The sequence below is a fragment of the Entomoplasma ellychniae genome (assembly GCF_002930155.1).
Lineage (GTDB): Bacteria > Bacillota_I > Bacilli_A > Mycoplasmatales > Mycoplasmataceae > Entomoplasma > Entomoplasma ellychniae.
In genome coordinates, this window is sequence record NZ_PHND01000001.1 from 147286 (window position 1) to 171359 (window position 24074).

The window sequence follows — 24074 nt, forward strand, 5'->3', positions numbered from 1 at the left end:
TCATGTTAATTTTTTTAATCATTATCATATCAATCATGATCGCTATCTTTTTGGTTGGAATAGTAGTATTTTTATTTACTAATAATAAAAATAGAGTTACAAACTCACAAGAGCAATTAACCAAGAATATAGAATCGGTTAGACATCAGCGAACAATTTGAATGCGAAAAACTAAACGAACTGTAGTAATTGGAAATTATGAATATAGAGAAGAATTTGCACAATTCCCATATCTGACAGATTTTAATAAAACTAAAAAGTTTTTAATTGATAAAAAAGTTTCATTTAATACTATTGAAACTTTTATAGAGGATATGAGCAAAATACAAGATCAATTTTTTAGTGAATTTAGAATTCAACAAAAAAGACTGCTAACTAATTTTGATAAAACAAATATTGCTGATACTAGTGCGAATAGAGCATTTTTAATGACTTACTATACGAAAAGCTTAGATAATTATTATTTGTTAATTAAAAATGGTTTTGTAAAGTTAATTCTTTTAAGAAAAATTGCTTATATATTGGGAACAGCAAATTTTAATGAAAAGCCTATTGTTGAAAGACTATTGGAACAATTAAAACAAAATACAACAGAACTTATAAGCGATTTGCTTATAAGAGCTAAAGAAAAAAGAAAAAATGTTAGTGGTCAAACATTTAATAAGAATAATTTTTATCATCAAAATGGTTGACATAAACAAAAAGCACATAATAAACAACAAAATAATGAATCACATTGAAATGATTTTGATGATGAAAAATGAGCATATGAAACATTAGAGTTAAATAGTAAAGCTACATTTGATGAAGTTAAACAACAATATCGTAAACTAGCAAAACAATACCATCCAGATATTAACAAGAATGAAGAAGCTAAAGATAAAATGGTTGAAATTAATCACGCATATGAATATATTAAAAAAATAAAAAATTAATAAGGAGATTGTATGAAAATAGACACTAAAGAATTAATCGAACAATATTTTGACCAAGCTGTTGAATCAACTAAAGAACTAATAAAGATACCATCAGTTGAATCAGAACCAGTTGGTGATAAACCATTTGGGTTTGGTGTTCATGACGCATTAGAATATATTATTAAACTAACTAAAAAATTAGGTTTTAATCCTGTTAAAGATGATACAAATAAATATGCATACTTTGATTTTGGAACTGGTAAAGATATTTTTGCTATTTTATGTCATTTAGACGTTGTACCAGCTGGTGATTTAACCAAATGATTTACAGGACCATTTGATCCCATTATTAAAGATAATAAATTAATAGGACGTGGAAGCTTTGATGATAAAGGCCCAACAATGATGAATGTATATGCTGTTAAATATTTAAAAGATAAAGGATTTAATCCAAGTAAGTATACAATAAGAGTTATCTTTGGACTAAATGAAGAAACTAACTGAAAATGTATGGAAAAATATGTTGCAGATCACGGGTATGCTAAAACTGGGTATGTCCCAGATGGGTTGTTTCCATGTGTATATGCTGAAAAGTGAATATCAACTGTTGAAATTACAAGTAATGTAAAACCTAACTTTGAAATAAAAGCAGGACAAGCTGTTAATATGGTTTGTGATGTTGCTGAATATACTGGTGATAATATTGCATTAATAATAGAAAAATTAAATGGTGTAAAAAATATTTCAACTCAAGTTGAAAATCAAGTTTTAGTGGTTAAAGGATTACCAGGACATGCTAGTGTTCCATTTGTTGGAGTAAATGCTGCTACATACCTTGCTAATGCTTTATATGAACTTGGAAATGATCATCCTTTAATTAAATTTGTAGCTACACAATGTCATTTAAACTTTAGTATGTCAAAAGTGTTTGGAGACATTAGTGATGAAACTGGTGATTTAACTCAAAATATTGGTTTATTAAATATTAATAATGAAGAAAGCAAAATAGTTATTAACTTTAGAGTACCAGTATTTACTAATCCTGAAAATGATTTATTACCAGTGTTAGATAAAAAACTAAAAGAATATAATTTAGGATTAAATATTCATCCAGTAACTAAAGCTATTTATATACCAAAAGATAGTGAACTAGTTACTACAATGTTTGATATTTATCAGCAAGTAACTGGTGATATGAATGCAAAACCACAATCAATGGGTGGTGGAACTTATGCTAAAACAATGCCAAACATTATTGCTTTTGGTGCTGCTATGGATATTGAAAATGCATCAATGCATGCTTATAATGAATATGTTGCAATTGATCATCTTAAAAAGATGTTAGAAATATATACTAAAGCAATTTATAAATTGACTAAGTAAAAAAACAATAGTTTAAATTTAAACTAAAAAATAAAACCCACATTTCTTTTTTTGAGAAGTGTGGATTTTTTAATTACTTATATTTTTAAAATGCTTTCATTATTTTTAAAAATTAACAGATGATCAAGTGTATATTAATCTTTTTAATTATTAAATTATTTTTTAAGTCTTGTTTATAAATTTGTATTTAAAATAAGTTTATTAGACAGATATAATAAATAGCCCAACATTAAAGCACTTTGAGCATATACTTTTAAAAAATAAATCTGCAATTAGTTTATTCTAAAATGTTTCTAATTTATTTATTAAAACCTGTTTGATTGTTTTCAGAATTTTTTATAATTAACAAAATCTTTTTATCATTTAAACGTATTTTTCAACAAAAAATTAATTTGATCAATAACAACACAAATGAAGAAAATATAAATCAAAAACACCAGATTCCAATCAAAAACATAGTAAAAAACACATCTTTAAAAAATGCCTTCCAACCACTTAAAGGGCTTCATCTTTTTTATTTCTATCTAAAAAAATGCTATTGGACCTAAATCATCATTTTTGTCTGCAAAAACTTTATTATATGTCGCTTTTGATAGAAAAAGCGTTGAAAGTAATCGCCAACCATCAACATAATTTTCATTTTTAATTCTTTTTGCTGACCATATTAACATTTGTAATAAGTTTATTTGAAAAAGCACCAATATACATATTAATACAACGCACACTAATGTTATGGGCAATAATGATTTTGGATAACAAGTACCTAAATATAAAGCAAGAAATATTAATACTATTAATAATATACCAGTTCATGCATGGATTCGAATAAGTGACTTTCTATATTTTTTAAACTCTAACTTAACGTTTTCTAAATAATCTTTTTGCATTGTGAATTTATCTCCTTTTAATCATTTCATAATAAAAAATTATTCAAATATTTCCCCTAAACTTAAAAACTTATTATTATAGTTTGAATAATTTGTTGGGTAATTAGATAAAACTTCTTTATCTGTTTGGTCTAATAGACCACTAAACTCATTTTGATTAATTCTATAAAATTGAGCTAATTTTCTAGTATCTTTTAAATTTTTATTAATAAACAAAGTCTTTCCTACAGCTTGAGTTTTTTTGGCAAAAGTTGGTGTTAATTCTAAAGTGGTTTTTAACAAGGGATTAGCTGATTTATTTAAATCATAACTATTTTCCATTGGATTATTTACATCACCATAATATGTACCAGTTCAAGTTCCTTTTGTCGCTACTATAGTTGTAAAAAATGTTAATTTTTTAGCTTGATCAATATTGTGTTCAAATTTTCTTGCTTCAGTATATTTTTTTCATCAAGGTAACAAGTTTTGAAATTTAGCAGTTGAATATGAACTAATTGATTTCAAATTTCAAAGAGGATTTGTTAGAGAATCAAAAATAAGTACCGCTCTATCTTTAACGCTTACTCCGCCTCAAAAAGATTTTCACTTACCAGCCATTCCATTATTAAAACCTTTAATAAAAAAATCATTGTATTTACTTCATATATCCTCTCCATACTCGCTCATAATAAATTTTTTACTTTTATCTAAAATAGGTTGTAAATTTATAGAATTTAAGATTATTTTTATAACTGAATCTACTTGTTTTTTTTAAAGGTTTCTTAACAGCTTTTGTTATCACTTTTTTAATAAGTAATTTAACTACTTTTTCTGAAATTGTTAAACCTATTTTGGTCAACCCAACAGCAACTAAAGGTATTGCTGGTGCTAAAAGACCCCCTGATCCCAAGGTTGCACTAACTGTAAAAGAAATCACAGCGGCAATAATAAATCATATACCAATTAATAAAATATCATCTGTAAAGCTATAAACTTCACTATACCCATTAATTGATTGTGAAAAAACGAAAGGATCAGTTTCATCTTTTACAGATTGCTCAAATTTAGGTCATGCGTAATTAGATAAAAAATGTTTTTCTTTATCTTCAGACATCTCAATTTTTCTAAGATATAATTTGCTAATTTCATTTTTGAAGTTATCGTCATAATTGATTGAATCAATATTTAAATAATCTTTAACAAAACTAACCTCGTTATCAAAATCATATTCACCTGATTCTTTTTCATTTAATTCTGAATTTAAAAATGAATAAATTTCTTTTTCAATATTCTTTTTATCATAAGTATAAACTCTCTGAATCCCTAAAGAGTTTCTTAAATCAAATGATTTTATATATTTTTTAGTTATCTCTTTTAAAATTGAAGCGTGCATAACTTTAGATTTTGATAAAATATTTTCCTTATACCCACTTAAATTAAGTTTAGTTTCAATTTCTCTTGAATAAGGTAATTTAATTGAAGTTTTTTCTAATTTATTTTCAATTATTTTTTGTTTTTTCCAGCATTATATAAGTATTTGTATTCACAGCAGAAGTACAAATTAAACCAGCAGATTCAATAACAATTATTGTTGCAATTAATGTTAATGTTTTATTCATCAGAACCTCCTGAAAAGAACTTAACGCACTAATTAAAATGTTAGCGTTAATAAGGTTTGTAATTCAAAGCTTGTCAGTCATTATAGCAACTTATTGTTTCACTAAAGTTGCGATAATCTTGACTTCATTTTATTGAGCAAAATATTTTTTCTTATAGAATGAAGCCTGTTGCATTGATACAATAATCACCTTTCTTGTTATTATAAATTATATACTTAATTTGTGGTTAAAGGCAGAACAAGATAAGGGATCTACTAAAACTTACAAAATATAGGATATACTCTTATTCAAAAATGTGATCAATTGGTTTGATAACTTTCATGCAGGAATAAAATAGCTGATAAGATTAAACTTTAAAAAAAGCAATACCAATTTTTTACCAAAGCAATATATAAATTGACAAGTAAGTGTTTAGAAACTTTAATTTCTAAAATATAAACTTTTTTACCTTTTTTTAATTTTTAATTGTTAATATATATATTGTAAGACGTAAGGTTATGCAGCAAGCTTAATCGTATTTTTAGTACGAGCACCCTTATGCAGAAAAGGATAGTAATATCCTTTTTTTATTACAAAAAGGTTATTGAATGAAAAAATACATAAGTTTTTATTTAGATGAAAGCGGATCTCCATCCTCAACCTTTTTTACTGTTGGAGGTTTTTTTGTTTATTCAACAGTTTATTCAACTATTAATTCTATAAAACTTAAAATTAAATCCAATATATTAAAAACCGAAAAATCTATTAAGGAATTTAGAAAAGATGTAGAAATTTTCAAAGATCAATTTTTAATTGGGAATGATGATGTCATTCACAAAGAGGTTAAATGATCTAGACTAACCACTGATAATAAAGAATTTTTACTACATAACTTAAAGAATTTTGGACAACAAAGTATAAGTATTACTAGTAATTTAAAAAAGTGAATATCAAGAGATGGCAAAAAAGCTAATATTGATCTTGTATACAACATAATGGTTTCATATTTAATTGAAATAGCTTTAATATCTTTAAGGGTTGATAATAACGAAGATATTGACATAAAAGTTTTTATAGATCAAAGAAAGTTGACACCTAATATAAAAAAACAAAAAGATTTAAAATTAGAATCATTAGAGGGTTATATATCTACAACTTGGTTTAAAGAACAAAAATTTGTCAATTCAAAAATTAAAATTGTGCAATTGGATTCTTATACTAATCCAACTATCAGATATTCTGATTATTATGCTGGTCTAATCAACTCTATGTGTAGATTTTTAAGTATTAATCATAGTAAAGAATGAGACAATAAAATTGATCAAATGTTTGAAAAAGCTCATAGAAAATTTAAGTGTAAGTGTTTGTCAACAATAAAAAATCAATGTGATATTATTGAATTACTGGTTACAGAATGTGTTTTAAAACAAATTGAAGATTTTGAATGAAACATCAACAAATAATAATTTACCTTTAAAAATATTACAATTAAAGCGTGCTAGTAATCTAGTATTAAAACTAGTTATTAAAAGTTGAGTTTTTAACAACAAGTTGAAACAAAACTAAAAGAATATAATTTTAGGATTAATTATTCATCCTAAACTAAAGTTATTTATATACCAAAAGATAGTGAACTAGTTACTACAATGGTTGAAATTTATCACAAGTAACTGGTGATATGAATGCAAAACCACAATCAATGGGTGGTGGAACTTATGCTAAAACAATACCAAACATTAATAATAACCTGACTTATAAACGAAAATATTAACCTAAACTTAATTGAAAATATGTTAGAAAATTAAAAGTATATATTAAAGCAAACAAACATTTTTAACACTATTTTATCCAAGATATGTTTTATTATGCACAACCTTCCTGATTATGATATAATTATTTACATTGGCTTGAAGAATCATTTTTATCTTGATAGCCTAAATAGGAAAAGAGAGAAAAATGAAATTTAAAGAACTAAATCTGAACAACAGAGTTTTAACTGCGCTTGATAAAAATAACTTTTCAAAAGCAACTGAAATTCAGCAAAAAGCAATACCAATGTTTTTAGAAAATAAAAATGTATTTGGTAAATCTTCAACTGGAACTGGTAAAACTGCAGCGTTTGTATTACCAATTTTAAATAATATTAATTGTGATAAAAGAGTTATCCAAGCAATTATCATGGCACCCACTAGAGAATTAGCTATGCAAATAGTTACTCAAATTAGAATATTTGGTGTTGGTATTAATAACTTAACAATTACACCACTAATTGGTGGAACTGAAATGAGAGAGCAAGTTAAAAAAATGAAGCAATCTCAAATTGTTGTAGGAACTCCAGGAAGAGTTAATGATCACATTAATCGAAAAAACTTAAAATTAGAAAATGTAAATACAATTATTTTAGATGAAGCTGATGAAATGTTAAAAATGGGATTCAAAAATGAAATGGATGCTATTTTTGAACAAATCTCACCAGACTCACAAGTAGGTTTATTTTCAGCAACTGTAACCCCAAAAGTGTTATCTTTAGCTAAAAAATATATGAATGAATATGAAATGATTGAAATTGAAAACCAAATAGAGGTAAATAATAATATTACAAATACTTTTATTTTTACTAAAAATGTAGATAAAAAAGAATTACTTAAAAAAGTTTTTGAATTACATAAACCTAAAAAAGCAATTATTTTTTCAAACACTAAAAACTTTACAGATAAAATTGCTGATGTTTTATATGAAGTTGGATTAAAATCTGTTGTTATTAATGGTGATAAACGTCAATCTCAAAGATCAAGATCAATTAATGCATTTAAAAATGGTCAAGTAAATATTCTAGTTGCAACTGATGTTGTTGCTAGAGGAATTGATATTAGTGATGTTGATTATGTTATTAATTATGATATATCAAGAGAAAATGAACACTTTGTTCACCGAATTGGTAGAACGGGAAGAAATAACAAAAAAGGTGATTCTATAACCTTTGTTGATAATATGGGAACTATGCGTCAATTAAAAGATATTCAAAAAGAATTCAATATTGAAGTTAACGAAATTGAAATTAGTGAATATAACATTGAAAGAAAACAACAAACTTCTTTTTCAGATCGCAATGCTAACTCTAGATCTAGAAATGATAGATCTTCAAAAAATAGTTCTTCATCAAGAAGTGGCGGTTCTAGAGATAATCGTGGTTCAAGAGATTCTCGCAGTGCAACAAGAAGTAATTCTGGTGAAGCAAGAAGTCCATGATCAGGGTCAAACAAAAGTGGCGGTTCTAGAAGCACACGTGGTTCTAGAGATAATAATAATTCTAGAGATTCAAGAGGAACAAGAGATAGTAATTACTCAAGAGATAGCAGCTCATCAAGAAGTGTTAACTATTCTTCAAGAGACAACAAATCAAGAAATGATAGAAAAACTGATTTTAAAAAAACAGAATGAAATGCATTTAAAAAGAATACTAATGCTGATTGAGATTAAATAATCTCTTTTTTATTGTAAAATTAAAACATAAACAGTTTTTAAGAAAGGGGATATCAATATGTCATTTGAAAAATTTAAATTAAAAGCAACTTTGCTTTTAGCATTAACTAAAATAAACTTTAAGTTACCAACAGATGTTCAAAATGCATCGATTCCTTTTTTGCTTGAAAATGGAAATGTTTTTATAAAGTCTTCTACAGGAAGTGGTAAAACTGCTGCTTTTTTATTACCTATATTAAATAAAATAAATACTGAGTCTGAAAAAATACAATCATTAATTATGACTCCAACTAGGGAGTTGGCTGTACAAATTTATGATCAATTAAAAATTTTTAGTCAAGAAATGAAAAGTCTTTCAACAGCACTTCTAATTGGTGGAGTTAGTTATAACCCTCAATTAGAACAATTAAAAAATGCACAAATTATTGTTGGAACTCCTGGAAGAGTTACTGACCTATTATCCCAAAATAAGTTTGATTTAAATAATGTAGAAACTTTAGTTTTAGATGAAGTTGATGAAATATTAAAATACGGGTTTAAAAAAGATATTGACATTGTATTTGGCGCAATCCCAAAATATTGCCAAATAGGATTATTTTCAGCTACTAAAAATAAAAGAATTGATGAGCTAATGAAAGAGCAAATAAGAGAATTTAAAATATTAGAATTAAATAATGAACTTAAAGTTAATTCTCAAATTGAAAATAAATATATTTTTGTGAAAAACTTAGATAAGTATAAAACATTAATTCATGTTATAGATCAGTTAGAATCAAGAAAAACAATTATTTTTGTTAATACAAAATTAGAATCATTTAATGTTTATAATTATTTAATTAAAAATAATATAGCAGCAGAAGTTATTAATGGTGATAAAACGCAATTTGCAAGACTATCAGCTGTAAATAATTTTAAATCTGGAAAAGTTAAAGTTTTAGTAGCTACTGATGTTGTTGGTAGAGGGTTTGATGTTAAAGATATTGATCTAGTGATTAACTTTGAATTGTCAGATGATAATGAAGATTTTGTTCATCGTATTGGTAGAACAGGTAGACATGATAATTTTGGTACTAGTGTTACTTTTATAAAGAATGCAACAGCACTATATAAACTAAATGAAATAACTCAAGAATTCAATATTATTGTTAAAGAATACTTTTTATCATAAAAGTTGTTTTTTTTTTTTTTTTGCATTTATAATAAATTTATAAAATAATTTTTCAAAGGTATCAAAAGCAGACTATAGATTATCAACCAAATTTTATTAATTTTATAAAAAGAAAAGTGGTAAGCAACATATTGTAGATTCCACTTTTTACTTTTTTTTGAAGTTATAGAAATAAAAAATGAAAGAAAGTGGGATAAATTATGAAAAAATTATTAGGATTATTAGCTGCTGCTGGATTAGTTGCTGCATCCACAACTTTAGTAGTTCAATGCAAAAATGATAAAAAATATGCATTAAATGTAGCTGAAGTAAGTAAAACAATTGCAAGTAAATTAGGTGAACAACCATTTGATTCAATAGAAGCTGTACAAGAACAATTAAAAAAAATAATTATTACTGGTATTAAATCAGTTAAAGCTAATGAAATTGTTGGTTCAAAAAATGTGCATTTTAAACTTGACTTAATTAAAGGTTATAAAATTGATAAACAAGAGTTTGAATTAAAAGATATTTTATCAGGACCTGTTGTTACACCAGAAGTTGGTACAAATGGTGTTCAAGCTGCATTAGATACAGTTATTAAAAATAAAAAATTTTCTAGTGTAGAAAAAGCAATTGAAGCAGCTAAAACTGTTGATTTAGCTAAATGTTTAATTTTAGATGGCGAACCAACAAATGTTGGAGAAACTATTACTATTAAAGTTAAAGGTGATACAGGTTACAATCTTACTGAAGGATCTAAAACTGAATTTAGTGCTGAATGAAGATTAGTTAAATCTACTCCAATTGATAAAGATACTACAATTGCTGAGTTAGAAAAAGAAGTTAAAGATCAAGAGTTTGCAACTTTACAAGATGCTATTGATAAAGTTCAAAGTAAAAAAATTACTGGAATCAAAACAATTGTTGCTGAAGTTTCATCAACACCAACAAAAGATGTAACTTTTAATGTGACTGTTACACCTAATGATGAATATAGTTTAGGAACTTGAGATGGTAAAACAACTATTACTATTAAAGTTCCTACTGAACTAGAAATTAATAAAGCAAATGTTGATAATGCATTAAACATAATTACTGGACCATATGAATCTAATGAACTTGCTATTAATGCAATTAAAGCAATTGCAAATGATACATTTTTAGTAGTTGATGTGACTTCAAATACCCGAGCATTTACTAGCGTTACTTTTACAGTTAAAGTTAGTGCAAAAACAGGTTATAAATTAGCTGCTGATATTGAAAATGGAACATCATTAGTTTTAGAAATTGGTAAAGAAGATATTGAAATTAATAAAGCAGATGTTGATGAAGTGTTGGCACAAATTTCAGGTCCTTTTAACAATTTAGCTGATGCTGTAGAAGCAATAACAAAAATTGAAGATTCACGTTTTAAGTTTTCAGAAATAGATTACGATGATCCTTCTAGTGGTAACGGTTATAGAGAAGTAACTTTCAAAATTCCAGTAAACGTCTCACCAGGTTATAAATTAGCTAGTGATCTTGAAAATGGAACTACACGTAAATTATGAATTGGTAATCAAAGTTCTTCTTGAAATATTTCAACTGATTATATTCAAGAATTATTAGATAATGCTGTTAAAAATCAAGAGTTTGCTGATGCTGAAGCTGCTTTTACTGCCACAAGAACAGTAAAATTTAAAGCCGGTGTATCTCTTGATGGAAAAATTGACAATCAAGAAAATACAATTATTTTGAATGTTAAACCTAGTCCAGGTTATAAATTTGCAGCTAATGCTAAAACATCATTTACTGCAACTTGATTAACTTCTAAAATTGAAGTTTCAATTTCTGATGTTGATGATGCAATTAAAGCAGTAGTAAACGCAAATGATGTAACTTATGGAACAAAACAAGAGGCTAAAGCAGCTATTGAAGGTGTTTTAAAATCTGATACTTGAAAAGATAAAATAACTGGTAATGTAACAACTACTGGAGATGCTGTTGAGGGTTCATCTGCGAAAGGAACTTATTCAGTTGTTCTTAAAGCTGTTGAAGGTTATAAAATAAATGGTAATGCTACAATTAGTGGTGATTATCAATTAGAAATAAAATAGTCTACTGAAGGTGAAAATAGTTATTCTTTCAAAACTATTTAAAATAAATATTCTAACTAATTACTAACTAAAATATTTACAAAAAAAATGAAACATGCGGTTTCATTTTTTATATTCATCAACAATTATTCTGTATCTTGTTTATCTTTAATTAAAATATCTAACTTTTCACTAATTTCTTTTAATAATAACAATAATGGTTTTTCAAAGTTATCAATTCTTCCGTTACTCATTCCATCTGGTTTTTTATCACGACCACCAAATCCTCTGTTACCACCATCGCGATTTCCAAATCCTCTATTTCCACCATTGCGATTTGCAAATCCTTTTTTGTCATCAAATTTCTTTTCATAACCTTTAAATTCTTTTCTTTCAAAACCCATATAAATACCTAGTCTTTCTAACTAATATTTATTGTATAATAAAAATAGGTGGAAACCTTAAAAATTACAGAAAGTGAGATTATTATCTTATTCTTATTTTTTAAACATTCAATATATAAATAGAAGGGAGATATTATATGAATAATATCTTATTTAAATGTCCTCATTGTCATAAGGACATTACAAAAGAATCATTTGCTAATCATGGTTCAAACTGAACACTAATTGAAAACTATTTAAGTGAGTTAAAAGCTCAACAACTAATAGAGCTTAAAGAACAATTAAATAGTGAAATAGTTTCACAATTAAATGAAAAACACTTATCAGAAATTAATCTAGTTAAACAAACAATGACTAATGATTTTAACAATGAAATACAATCATTTAAAATTATATTAAATAATAAAGAAAGTTTAATAAAACAATTAAATGAACAAAAAGCTTTAGAAATAGATAAAGAGAAAAATACATTAATTAATCAATTTAATGAAACTAAAAATAGTTTAGAAATTAAAGTAGCTAATAAAGAATTAGAAATTAAGGCAATGGAAGAAAGATTCAACCTTGAAGTTGCAAAAAATAAAGAAGTTATAATGAATCAATTTAACCAAGAGTTAAATGATTTAAAACTACAATTAAATAATAAACAAATAGAAATTGATAATTTAGTTAAAGTTAAAGAACTAGAATCAGAAAAAAAAGAACTAACTATTAAAAATGAATATGAAAATAGAATTAATGAATTAACACAAGCTAATCGCGAATTTAAAATTATTAATTCTAAAAGAAAAGGCGAAAACTTTGAACATGAAGTTGAAGAAGAATTGCAAAAAGGGTTTGGACTATTTGACCAAATAGATAAATTAACTACTGGGGATAGAAAAGCTGATTACTTACAAACAATAAAAAACGCTAAAAAAGAAGTTGTAGGAAAAATAGTATATGAAGTAAAAAATGCTGAATGATCTAATGGATGAATTAATAAATTAGCACAAGATGTTGCTAATAATAAAACTAAATACGGTATTTTAATAGCTACTAGTTTTAATGACCAATATCGTGGTGTACCATTTATTAAATCAAATGAGTATGACAATATTTGAATCACTGATTCAGAAAGTTTTATTTTTGTTGGTCAAATGCTAAGACGTTTTATTGAATTCGAATATGAACTTAATCAAAAGATTAACATCTTAACTAGTTCATCTAACAATGATATTATTAAAGAACTAGAAGCACAAAAAGAAAAGTTAAATAACTACTGAAACGTAATATTCCCTACTTCTTATAAAAAAATAAAAGCTGAAATGGAGAGCTTAGATAAAGTAAGTCAAAGTTTAATTAATAATTCTAATAAAATCAAAAAATCAGCAGATGTGATTAAAAATCAATTCTTTAATAAAATAACAAGCGAGTTAACTAATATATTAGGAACTTTAGAATTTGGTGAAGAATAAAAAATGAAAGATTCAGGTATAAAGACTAATAAAATAATTATTGAAAAAATATTAGAAGCATTTAAAAAAAGTGGCAAAAAAATGGCCAAAAACAAATTAAAAATATTGTTGAAGGGTCTTGGTGTCAAAATGGCTGAAGAAAGTTCTTTGAAAGATATGGATGAAATATACCATACATTATCAGTTGTTAATGAATTTGTTGATAATAACACATCTGTTTTTGATAAATCCGAATATATGTATTTTAATTTTTCTTTCGCAGGACAAATGGAATTTGATAATATAAATGTTTTAGAATATAAAAGGCAAAAAATGATTCTTAATATAGAGTGCAAAAGAAAAATGGGGGACATCGAGGAAGTAATTGATAAATCAGATAAACAAGCTAAAGAAAACATAGAAAAGCAATTAAATAGAATGTTCAACGAAACAGAATACTCCTTTTTAGTTTTAAAATTTGTAGGAACAGAATTTAAGGGCGGTTATTTCAAACCTAAAAATAGTTCCAAAATAACCAAACAAACAAAATATGAACAAATTCAAACAAAAATAAAAAATTTTAAGATAAGCAATCATAACTCTGAAATAATAGAGCAGTCGTGGAAAAGGTTGTCCTCGCAGGATTTAATAAATTCTATAAAAATGAAAAATTACAAATTTTCAAAAGATAATGATGATTATTATGAAAAAATAGAAAATTTTATTAATAGTAATAAAAAAATATTATTTATAAATGGGCACGCGGGATCTGGAAAAACATTTTTATCGTTGAGAACATTTTATAACAATTTAAAATCAGATATGTTAGTACTTAACCAAAAATTCTATAAAACTTTTTTTGTTGAACATATTGAAAGTCGAGGAGAGAAAATAGTAACTTATGGTAGTGATTGACTTTTAAACAAAGGAACTAATGAAATGGTTATCGTTGATGAATCACAAAGATTGAGTTTTACTACTTTAAAAAAAATAATAGAGAAATCTAAAAAAATCATTTTATTTGGTGATGAAAAACAAATTTTTACAGAAACAGATGAAAATTATAGTATGTTTTTCAGTAGGCTACGCGAAGAAGGGTTTTGTGATTTAATGGATAAAATATATCTAAAAACATCTCCAAGGTTTCCAACTGGTGTTTATAATGTAATTGAACAACTTTCATCTACTAAAGTCAAAAAAATCAAAAAAGAGGAATTATCTAATTATGAAATAAATTTATTTTTAACACCTAACAATTTTCTTAAACAATACAGAAAAAAAAGGAGTTTGCGGGAAAACACTAAAATATATACAAATTATGATGCATCGGATTACACAATCAAAAATAAAAAAATAAAAATAGGCTTAGAGGAATTTGAGTGTTGTGGAACTCAAGAAATGTTTTTTTCTCAAAGGTTAAACGTAGAAGAAAATATGATAGGAAACACCCATCATGCAATTTCTTATGATGTTGATAATGCTTTTATATATATTCCAAATTTAAAAATAGTTAAGTGAAAAAATGAAACTTGATATATTTTTAAAAATCATGATTTATTTTCTTTAGATAATTCGGAAAATGAGCAAGTTTATCTTGAAGCAATAAAGCAAAGAAATCAAATAAATATTTTGTTGACAAGAGCTACAAAAAGTTTGAATATATTAATTGATGATCCCGATGCCTATATACACTTTTATTCTAAATTAAAAAAAGTAACAAAAAATTGAAAACCGAATATGTATGACTAAAAGCTAAATAACTACTGAAACGTAATATTCCCTACTTCTTATAAAAAATGAAAGATTTTATAATGAATCTTTCATTTTTTGACTTTTATAGCTAAGCATTTTATTTGATTAGTGAATTACACCCTGTAATAAAATAACATGATCATTTCAAAATCCATTATTTTTTTAAATATAAAAAACACCATTTGTGTTTTATGTTAATCATTATAATTCTGGTTCAATCAAATTACCAGAGCTAATTGATTTAGCTCCTTCTTTAATTTCATGTATTGTTCATTGTGGTAACATAAAATGAGCATTTCAACCTTTTGTTTCATTATAAAAAGTTAGTGTGCATTTGTTTCAAACAATAGTGATATCATCAGTTAAATCAGTTGGACCACCTTTATTATTTCATTTTTTTAATTTTGTAGAAACATTATTTTCTCATTGTGTGATGTTATCTTTTAAATAAAAAGAAAATAGTTTATTATTAAAATCAAGACTGTAACCGTCCACTAAGTCTGATCCTTTCAAATTGTAAACAGCAGTTCCGTTATCTACTAAAGTTTCAACTTTATCGTTCATCACTAAATTAGGCTTACCATCTTTAAATGTTAACTTTTCACTTCCATATGATCCACCTTTTCATGCTCAAATGTCTGTATCATATGCTCAGTTTGAAACCATTGAACGTGAAATTGCAAATTCAGCAAACTTTTTATCTCTTTGGTTTTGTGTTTGATAAGGATCACTAACTCTTTGTGCATAACCTTCAGTTCCATACTCATTGGCTTGTCAGATATTAACCATTTCTTTATAATCTTCGTTTTTAGTTTTATCTCAGTCTATAACTTTATCATCTGGAAATTCTTCTTCAATTTTTAAAGCAGCTTCAGCAGTTCTAAAGTTTTCAACTTGATGATAGTTACCATCATCTCCAATTGTAACTGGGATAAATCCTTTTTCAGCATTTCATTCACACAACGTTCATCATGCAGATTGAAAAGGTCCACCAAATGGGTTGTCTTGAACTGATGCTGATACATACCATAAATTTTCACCTATCTTAACAACATTTGGTACTTCAACCCCAATATTTCTAACAAAAAGTTCACTTACTTTTTCAATTTTATTTTTACCACCCTTTTCATTGTCTTCAAAAGAATTAATTTTTCAAAACTCTAAACGGTTATGAGCAGAAATTGCAAAATAAACTCCATCATCTGTTTGAAATACAAATGTATCTCTTCAATTTGTGTTATCTGTTGGTTTGCTTAAATTTTCTTTGGATAAAACACCTTTTTTATAAAAATCTTGTCCAAGTCCATGTGAAACAAAATAAGCAATACCGCTTTCATCAGTTATGTTAGAGTTGCTGATTATTTCTTCATCACCATTATTTTTATCAATACCAACTAAACCATTTGATGAAGAATTATCACCATTTGATGAAGAATTATCACCAATTAAAACCTGACCTTCTGGTTCATTTTTTGGAGTTAATATCCTTGAAGGTTGCATTGAAACAACAAAAACAACATCACCTGGTTCAAAAAATTTACCATCAGTATCAACTCAGACTGATCCACCCAAAGCTGAAGTTGAACCTTTACCATTTATCGTGTCAAATTCTCTTTTTTGTTGAATTCGATATTCACCTTGTGTTCAAGTGTTTAAATCAGGAGAAGTCATTTCGATTCACCCAGAAGGAAAACCTTTACCATTTCTAAATAACATTCAACTATAAAATAATTTTTGGTCTTCATCTCAAAGAATAGAACATGAATCATTAGCAAAAGCATTTGGTGTTCCATCCAAAGTATTTACAGGACTATATCAATTAATTGGTCTAGCATTCAAATCACTTGTGGGTACACAAGCAATTACGCTTAATGGTGTAATAACAACAACTGTTGTTGCAGTCAAACCAAAAATAGCTTTAAATAAAACTTTCTTTTTAAAAATATTTAATATCATAATTATTTATTCTCCATTTTAATGTATAAAATCATATAAAAATAATTATATCTTATTTATTTAAAACTATCAAAAATTTTATTTTTATTTTCTTAATAATGATTTAATTAGTTTTATAATTTATTAAAAGAAAGAATATTGAGGTTTTTATGGAATCAAAAGCATGAATTTTAACTGGAATTATATCGTTTTTGTTAGTAATGGTAGGTGGAGTGTTATTAGTAAGAATTTTTGTAGTACGTGTAATGTTGCAAAAAATTATTGAAAAGCAAATGTTAGTAAATCACAAAAAAAATATTCAAGAGTTCAATCGTGCATCTTTAATTATTATTGGTGGTGTGATAATGATTTGTGAATTAGGATTTTTAATTTTTGGTTTGTTGTATTATCCTTTAGCTATTACAATATTTTATATTCAATATGTTCAGCCAAACGACCCAATAAAACCAGAACAATGAGTTGATATATTCTATTTTATGTTTGCTTGATGTATCGGAGTTATTCCTTGAGTTATATGAACTATTAGATATTATGCAAAAAATACACCTATTTATTTGTTAGCTAATAAAGCTAAATATAAATGAGTTAGACAAGCAATCATTAAAGAATTACAAAAAGTTGATCAACAAATTAAAAATATTAATAAAACACAAAAAGAAATTAGAGAAATATTAATAGAAGAAAAAGAAAAATTAATTCTTATTCAAAACAAAAGAAAATATCTTTTACAATTAATGCACCAAAATAACCTTAAATAATATTATTTTTCATATTTGTAAGTGTAAACTGTAATTTTATTTTAAATTTCTTGGTGAAATGATGGAAATAATAAAACAAGTTGAAACTAATATTATTAATCCAAGATAAGCCCCCATGTCAAACAACTGACTAGATGGTTGATAAACCTTGTCATTATTGTTATCAAATTTTGTATTTGTTATGTTTGTGAATTTAACTAAATATACTATGATTGCAACTAATACTAGACCCACTCCGATTAAACATATAATTCGACTTACTAAGAAAATAGAACTTTTTTTATTTTCTTTGTTAGTTTCAAAGAAAAATTGAGTTAAGGAATTAAAGCTGAAATAAAAGTTATGACAATTCCAGCAACTATTAGTCCATAAATATCATGATTTAAAACATCTAGTGAACCCGCAATGCTCACTTGTATATTATTTATAATACTGTTGTATAAACCTAGTTTAGTTAAATTAACAATATAGATTGTGTAATAATAAGAGTCTTGATCTTGATCATAATAATTTTTAATTTTATGTCTAAAACCAATTCCTTTAATTGCACCAATTAATAAGCAACCAACAACAATAATAACTAATACATTTCAAACTATATTTCTTGATTCATTTTATTTTTCATTTTTCATTTTTTAATTTCATGTGTTTTCTTCTTTCTTGTTATAATTTTAAATATAAAGTAACTCACAATAATTATTTTTTTCATTTTTTAACATTTCACTTTAATTACTAGTTATAATTAAATTAGCAATATTGAAACATCTTTTTTTAGATAGGTAACAATATTGTGAAATATACATATTTAAATATCTATAAAATTATAAGAAGGGAAATATAATAAGATATGAAAAAATTATTAACATTATTAGCAGCTGTAGGTTTAACTGCAACTGCTTCAGCTGGAGTTGTTGCATGTGACACAAAAATTAAAGTTGAAAGCATTAAAACTGCTATAGGTAGTGACATTAAGGATTTGGCTGACTTAGCTGCTGTTAATGCTGCATTAGCTGCTAAATTACAAGGCACTACAAATGCAACTTTAAAAGGAGTTAAATCTTTATCAGCTGCTCTTAAATCAGGATCAAAAACTGATGTTCTAGTAACTCCTGTTGCCAATGATGGTTACAAATTAAGCGGACAAACTTTTGAAATAGCTGGAGCTATTAAAGCTGAAGCTGCTGTTTCTACAAAACCTGTAATTGCAGCAATTGATGCCGTGTCAATGAAAGTTGGAGAAGAAGTTAAAGAAGTTGCTGTTTCACTTACAAATCCAATTGAAGGTGAAAATATTTCAGCCGTTTCTGGTACTCCTGCTGCTGCAACTGTTGCAGTTGACGGATCAAAAATTAAAATTACACCTGTAGCTGTTGGTGAATCAACAATTACTGTTTCTTATAAAGATGCTCAAGCTGTAACTTTTAAAGTAACTGTTGCTGCTGCTGAAGGAACTGATACTGGAACTGCAAAAACTGGTGTTTAGTAATTAGTTTTAATTAAATTAATCAAATAGAATCGCATGATTCTATTTTTTTTGTTTAATAACACAATGAGGTATAAATGATAAATTACATTAAAACTAAAATACAAAGTATAGATGAACAATATATTTATTTAGATAACAAAGAATATGGATACTACTTTTATTATCTTTTATCAGATAAATTAAGTGAATTAGACCAAAAACAAGAATATAAGTTTTATATAAGTGAATTTAAAAATGAGTTTAGTGATATTCAAATAGTATTTAAGAAATTAGAAACAAGAAATTTGTTTAATAATTTAATTACTATAAAAACAGTTGGTTTTAAAACAACATTGCTGTTATTAAATAATTTCACATTTGAAGAACTGTATCTGATTACAAAAGAATGTGATGTTGAATTATTATCATCAATTAGAAATATAGGTATATATACAGCAAGACTCATTATTGATCAATTACAGCAATATCTTTTTGCAAATAAATTAAATAGTAAAAAAGAACAAGTACTTATAAGTCTAACAAAATTAGGTTATAAGCAAAAAGATATATTAAAAGCTATTAATACTATTGATAATAAACTATCTATAGAACAAATGATAAGTGCTATTATGGAGTTAATAAATGAATAAAAGTTTTAGACCAGAAAAATGAGAAGATTTTTTAGGACAATCTTATATTATTAATAGTTTAAAAATATACACACAAGCAAGTGTAACTAATAAAAAAAGTTTAGACAACATTTTAATCAGTGGTCCTAGTGGTATGGGGAAAACTAGTTTAGCTTATTTAATAGCTAAGGTATTAAAAGTTAAAATACATATTATTAATGGGCCTAATTTAGCCAAACCTAGTGACTTAATATCAATAATAACTGCTATTAAGGAAAATGAAGTTTTGTTTATAGATGAAATACATTCTGTTAGTAAAGAAATATTAGAAGTTTTATATCCAGTTATAGAAGATAGCAAAATATCTATTATTATTGGAAAAGACTATAATTCTAAAATAGTTGATATTAAGCTTCCAAACTTTACTATTGTTTGTGCCACTACTCAAGTAGATAGGTTAGCTCATCCTTTTATAAATAGATTTGCTATTTATTTTCAACTTAGCGACTATACAAAGCAAGAACTTAGTCAAATAGTTAAAATGACTGCTGAAAAGTTAAATATTGATATTTCTTATGAGTCTCAATTGATTATTGCTAATCATTGTAGAAACACACCAAGAATAATCATTAATCTTATTAAAAGGATTAATGATTATTATACAACTAATCAGATTAATGATTTTAGTCCAAAAAGTATTTATTATGTATTTCGTCAAATGCAAATATATGAATTTGGTTTATATGAAAAAGATTTTGAATACTTAAAAAAACTTAAAGAGCATAAATGTCTCGGGGTTGATTATATTGGACAAATGATAAATGTTCCAAGTGCTACTATTATCAATAACATAGAACCAATTTTGATTAAAGAAAAATTAATAACCAGAACTATTAAAGGAAGGATCTTAACAAATAAAGGAATAGAGTATTTAAATAAAAATATTTTATTAAAAAATACATTAAATCAATAGCTTTAATATTATATAATTTCATTATGATTTTTGCTGAAGGGATTTATAAATATGAAACAGTATTTAAATTTAATTAATGAAGTTTTGACTGATGGTGAAAGACGTGAAGATAGAACAAGAACAGGTACTATATCAAAATTTGGTGTTCAACAAAGATATGATTTAAGAAATGGATTTCCTTTATTAACAACTAAAAAAGTTTTTTATAAAGCAATTTTTCATGAAATATTATGATTTATTAAAGGGGATACAAATATCAAATATTTAGTTGACAACGATGTCAAGATTTGAAATGAGTGACCTTATAAAAATTTTAAAGAATCAATTGATTATAAAGGCGAAACTTTACAAGAATTTGTAAACAAGATAAAAGAAGATCAAAATTTTGCTGATCAATATGGTGATTTGGGTCCTGTATATGGAAAACAATGAAGAAACTTTTTTGGAATTGATCAATTTAAATTGCTAATAGAAGGGATTAAAAATAATCCTTATTCAAGAAGACATATAGTGAGTGCTTGAAATCCAGCTGAAGTTGGTGACATGTTATTACCACCTTGTCATTCAATGTGACAAGTTTATGTATCTAAAGATGGATGATTAGATTTACAACTTTACCAAAGAAGTGGTGATATATTTTTAGGGGTCCCATTCAATATAGCTTCTTATGCTTTATTAATGGTATTGATTGCAAAAGAATGTAATTTAAAACCAAGGTTTCTTATCCACACTATTGGGGATGCACATATTTATTTAAATCACATGGATCAAATTGAAATACAATTGAAAAGAGAAGTTATGCCCTTATGTCAAATAAAAATTAATTCAAATAAATCAATTTATGATATTAGCTTTGAAGACATTGAAGTTATTAATTATAAATCTCATGGTAAGTTAATAGGAGAAGTTGCTGTTTAAAATAGTAACTTTTTTAATATTTAAATTTTTAGCACTCTACTATTGACTTTGCTAATTTTATGTATTAAGATATTGATAAGTCGAAATGGCTTTAAAAAATAAAGGAGATTTATTTTATGGAATTAAAACAAAAAGATGACAATAGTGATGCTTTACAAAAGTACACAAGAGATCTAACAGCAATTGCTAAAGAAGGAAAAATTGATCCTATAATTGGTAGAGAAGATGAAATTATGAGAGTTATTCGCATTCTTTCAAGAAAAACAAAGAATAATCCCGTATTAATTGGTGAACCTGGAGTTGGAAAAACTGCTGTTGTAGAAGGTTTAGCCCAAAGAATTGTTAAAGGTGATGTCCCATCAATTCTTAAAAATAAAAGAATTTTAGAACTTGATATGGGAAGTTTAATGGCCGGTGCTATGTATCTTGGTGATTATGAAGCAAGAGTAAAAGCTATAGTTAATGAAATTAACAAAACAAGTGGTGAAATAATTTTATTCATTGATGAGCTTCATTTAATTGTTGGAGCTGGTAAAACTGGTAATGGTGGCGGAATGGATGTTTCTAACTTATTAAAACCAGCATTAGCAAGAGGAGAATTAAAAGCAATTGGTGCCACCACTTTAAAAGAATATAGGGAGTACATTGAAAAAGATTCAGCTTTAGAAAGAAGATTTCAAAGATTTTTGGTTGAAGAACCAACAATTGATGAAACAATATCAATTTTAAGAGGTTTAAAGGAAAGGTTCGAAACTTATCATGGGGTGAGAATACATGATAATGCAATAGTTACTGCAGCGCGTTTGTCTTCAAGATATATTAATGATCGATTTTTACCAGATAAAGCAATAGATTTAATTGATGAAGCTGCATCAACAATTAAAACTGAATTATCGAGTGTGCCAAGTGAACTTGATCAAATTAATCGGAAAGTGATTCAATTAGAAATTGAAAAAAGCGCTTTATCAAAAGAAAAAGATGATAAGTCAAAACAAAGACTTGAAGAAGCTGTTGATGAATTGAATAATTTAAAAGAAAGCCAATCAATATTATCTGCTGAATGAGAAAAACAAAAAGCTTCATTGCAAAATGCTAATAATGTTAAAACAACAATTGAAAGTTTAAAAAAAGAACTCGATTATGTTCAAGCAAATGGTGATTATAAAAGAGCTGGTGAAATTCAGTATTCATTATTACCAAGTTTAGAAAAACAGTTAGTTGAAATTGAAAATGTAAAAACTAACGGACTAGTTAGTGAAGAGGTAACTGAAAAAGATATTGCTGAAATTGTTGGTAAATGAACTGGTATCCCTGTTGATAAATTAATTGAAACTGAAAAAATAAAATTATTAAGTTTAGAAAAAGAATTAGAAAAAACAGTTAAAGGGCAAAATGAAGCACTAAAACTTGTAAGCGAAGCAATACTTAGAAGTAGGAGCGGAATTAAAGATCCAAATAAACCTATTGGTTCATTTCTGTTCTTAGGACCAACTGGAGTTGGAAAAACTGAAGTTGCAAGAAGTTTAGCCAATATATTATTTAACTCACCTAAAAAAATGATAAGAATCGATATGAGTGAGTATATGGAAAAACAAAGTGTTTCAAAATTAATTGGAGCTCCTCCTGGATATGTTGGTTATGAAGAAGGTGGAAGATTAACTGAGGCTGTTAGAAGAAATCCTTATTCAATAGTTTTATTTGATGAAGTTGAAAAAGCACACCCGGATGTATTTAATGTTTTATTACAAGTTTTAGATGAAGGGCGCATAACTGATTCATTAGGGAAATTAGTTGATTTTAAAAATACAATTATTATTTTAACTTCTAACTTAACAAGTAATATAATACAACAAGGATTAGAACCAAAAGAATTAAGTATACAAATAAATCAAGAATTAAATAATTTCTTTAAACCTGAGTTTTTAAATAGAATAGACAACATTGTTACATTTAATACTTTAAGTGTTAGCGATATTAAAAAGATAGTAATTAAAGAATTGAATACATTATCAAATCGCTTAGAGGTAGACAAAGATATATTTATAAATTTTAGTAATGATGCAGTTGAAAAAATAGTAAAAGAATCTTATGATGTCCACTATGGTGCTAGGCCAATTAAAAGATATATTGAAAAACACATTGAAACTTTAATTGCCCAAAATATAATTAATGACCATATAAAAATAAATGTTAAATATACAATAAGTATTCAAGATAACATTTTCACTTTAGATACAATATTTAATTAATTTTTTAAAAAAAATAGCAATTAAGACATTAGAGTGCTAAAATATATAAAAGGGTGGGA

The 24074-nt window shown here is 26.0% G+C and carries 21 protein-coding genes; 14 read left to right on the forward strand and 7 right to left on the reverse strand.

The window, feature by feature from the left end:
* Positions 1–2: 2 nt before the first annotated feature.
* Both EELLY_RS04235 and EELLY_RS00645 read left to right on the forward strand, forming a co-directional pair.
* The gene (locus tag EELLY_RS04235; protein ID WP_219818094.1) at positions 3–935 is read left to right on the forward strand and encodes a J domain-containing protein; all 933 of its coding nucleotides are present in this window, start codon (positions 3–5) and stop codon (positions 933–935) included.
* A gap of 12 nt (positions 936–947) precedes the next feature.
* Positions 948–2300, forward strand: a complete 1353-nt coding sequence (locus EELLY_RS00645) for a M20 family metallopeptidase (protein WP_104205594.1) — start codon at positions 948–950, stop codon at positions 2298–2300.
* 524 nt (positions 2301–2824) lie between these two features.
* Here EELLY_RS00645 and EELLY_RS00650 read toward each other — a convergent pair.
* The 4 genes from EELLY_RS00650 to EELLY_RS04330 all read right to left on the reverse strand — a co-directional run bounded on the left by EELLY_RS00650 (position 2825) and on the right by EELLY_RS04330 (position 4788).
* On the reverse strand, positions 2825–3187 hold the full coding sequence (locus tag EELLY_RS00650; protein ID WP_104205595.1) for a hypothetical protein: 363 nt from the start codon (positions 3185–3187) through the stop codon (positions 2825–2827).
* Between the two features lie 39 nt (positions 3188–3226).
* A complete protein-coding gene (locus EELLY_RS00655) occupies positions 3227–3856 on the reverse strand; it encodes a hypothetical protein (RefSeq protein ID WP_104205596.1) in 630 nt (209 codons plus the stop codon).
* Positions 3857–3872: 16 nt separating this feature from the next.
* Positions 3873–4562 carry a hypothetical protein gene (locus EELLY_RS00660; protein ID WP_104205597.1) on the reverse strand — a complete coding sequence of 230 codons (690 nt, stop codon included), beginning with the start codon at positions 4560–4562 and terminating at the stop codon, positions 3873–3875.
* 100 nt (positions 4563–4662) lie between these two features.
* Positions 4663–4788: a hypothetical protein gene (locus tag EELLY_RS04330; RefSeq protein ID WP_281253989.1), complete on the reverse strand. Its 126-nt coding sequence runs from the start codon at positions 4786–4788 to the stop codon at positions 4663–4665.
* Positions 4789–5375: 587 nt separating this feature from the next.
* On the opposite strand from EELLY_RS04330, the gene EELLY_RS00665 reads away from it, so the two are divergent.
* The 4 genes from EELLY_RS00665 to EELLY_RS00680 all read left to right on the forward strand — a co-directional run bounded on the left by EELLY_RS00665 (position 5376) and on the right by EELLY_RS00680 (position 11496).
* Positions 5376–6230, forward strand: coding sequence for a DUF3800 domain-containing protein (locus EELLY_RS00665; RefSeq protein ID WP_104205598.1), 855 nt, complete (start codon positions 5376–5378; stop codon positions 6228–6230).
* 493 nt (positions 6231–6723) lie between these two features.
* Complete coding sequence (locus EELLY_RS00670) at positions 6724–8247, forward strand: DEAD/DEAH box helicase (protein ID WP_104205599.1); 1524 nt, start codon at positions 6724–6726, stop codon at positions 8245–8247.
* Between the two features lie 61 nt (positions 8248–8308).
* Positions 8309–9418 carry a DEAD/DEAH box helicase gene (locus EELLY_RS00675; protein WP_104205600.1) on the forward strand — a complete coding sequence of 370 codons (1110 nt, stop codon included), beginning with the start codon at positions 8309–8311 and terminating at the stop codon, positions 9416–9418.
* A gap of 200 nt (positions 9419–9618) precedes the next feature.
* Positions 9619–11496 carry a lipoprotein gene (locus EELLY_RS00680; RefSeq protein ID WP_104205601.1) on the forward strand — a complete coding sequence of 626 codons (1878 nt, stop codon included), beginning with the start codon at positions 9619–9621 and terminating at the stop codon, positions 11494–11496.
* 125 nt (positions 11497–11621) lie between these two features.
* On the opposite strand, the gene EELLY_RS00685 is transcribed toward EELLY_RS00680, so the two are convergent.
* Positions 11622–11879, reverse strand: a complete 258-nt coding sequence (locus EELLY_RS00685; RefSeq protein ID WP_104205602.1) for a hypothetical protein — start codon at positions 11877–11879, stop codon at positions 11622–11624.
* Between the two features lie 137 nt (positions 11880–12016).
* Here EELLY_RS00685 and EELLY_RS00690 point away from each other — a divergent pair, with 137 nt between their 5' ends.
* Together EELLY_RS00690 and EELLY_RS00695 are read left to right on the forward strand one after the other, a co-directional pair.
* The gene (locus tag EELLY_RS00690; RefSeq protein WP_104205603.1) at positions 12017–13336 is read left to right on the forward strand and encodes a DUF2130 domain-containing protein; all 1320 of its coding nucleotides are present in this window, start codon (positions 12017–12019) and stop codon (positions 13334–13336) included.
* Positions 13337–13339: 3 nt separating this feature from the next.
* Positions 13340–15064, forward strand: coding sequence for a DNA/RNA helicase domain-containing protein (locus EELLY_RS00695; RefSeq protein ID WP_104205604.1), 1725 nt, complete (start codon positions 13340–13342; stop codon positions 15062–15064).
* A gap of 204 nt (positions 15065–15268) precedes the next feature.
* On the opposite strand, the gene EELLY_RS00700 is transcribed toward EELLY_RS00695, so the two are convergent.
* Positions 15269–17023, reverse strand: a complete 1755-nt coding sequence (locus EELLY_RS00700) for a hypothetical protein (protein WP_104205605.1) — start codon at positions 17021–17023, stop codon at positions 15269–15271.
* Positions 17024–17172: 149 nt separating this feature from the next.
* On the opposite strand from EELLY_RS00700, the gene EELLY_RS00705 reads away from it, so the two are divergent.
* The gene (locus EELLY_RS00705) at positions 17173–17781 is read left to right on the forward strand and encodes a hypothetical protein (protein ID WP_104205606.1); all 609 of its coding nucleotides are present in this window, start codon (positions 17173–17175) and stop codon (positions 17779–17781) included.
* A gap of 36 nt (positions 17782–17817) precedes the next feature.
* Here the strand turns inward: EELLY_RS00705 and EELLY_RS04115 are convergent, their stop codons facing one another.
* The gene (locus EELLY_RS04115; RefSeq protein WP_146063615.1) at positions 17818–18015 is read right to left on the reverse strand and encodes a hypothetical protein; all 198 of its coding nucleotides are present in this window, start codon (positions 18013–18015) and stop codon (positions 17818–17820) included.
* A 613-nt stretch (positions 18016–18628) separates the two neighbouring features.
* On the opposite strand from EELLY_RS04115, the gene EELLY_RS00710 reads away from it, so the two are divergent.
* The 5 genes from EELLY_RS00710 (at position 18629) to EELLY_RS00730 (ending at position 24015) form a co-directional block, all read left to right on the forward strand.
* Positions 18629–19264 carry a lipoprotein gene (locus EELLY_RS00710; RefSeq protein ID WP_104205607.1) on the forward strand — a complete coding sequence of 212 codons (636 nt, stop codon included), beginning with the start codon at positions 18629–18631 and terminating at the stop codon, positions 19262–19264.
* 77 nt (positions 19265–19341) lie between these two features.
* Entirely contained in the window at positions 19342–19896 is a 555-nt protein-coding gene (gene ruvA / locus EELLY_RS00715) for a Holliday junction branch migration protein RuvA (protein ID WP_104205608.1), read from the forward strand.
* Positions 19889–20848 carry a Holliday junction branch migration DNA helicase RuvB gene (ruvB, locus tag EELLY_RS00720; RefSeq protein WP_104205609.1) on the forward strand — a complete coding sequence of 320 codons (960 nt, stop codon included), beginning with the start codon at positions 19889–19891 and terminating at the stop codon, positions 20846–20848. The genes ruvA and ruvB overlap by 8 nt, the downstream gene beginning before the upstream one ends.
* Positions 20849–20899: 51 nt before the next feature.
* Entirely contained in the window at positions 20900–21766 is an 867-nt protein-coding gene (locus tag EELLY_RS00725; protein WP_104205610.1) for a thymidylate synthase, read from the forward strand.
* 116 nt (positions 21767–21882) lie between these two features.
* Positions 21883–24015 (forward strand): ATP-dependent Clp protease ATP-binding subunit, encoded by a 2133-nt coding sequence (locus tag EELLY_RS00730; RefSeq protein WP_104205611.1) that lies wholly within the window; start codon positions 21883–21885, stop codon positions 24013–24015.
* Positions 24016–24074: the final 59 nt, after the last annotated feature.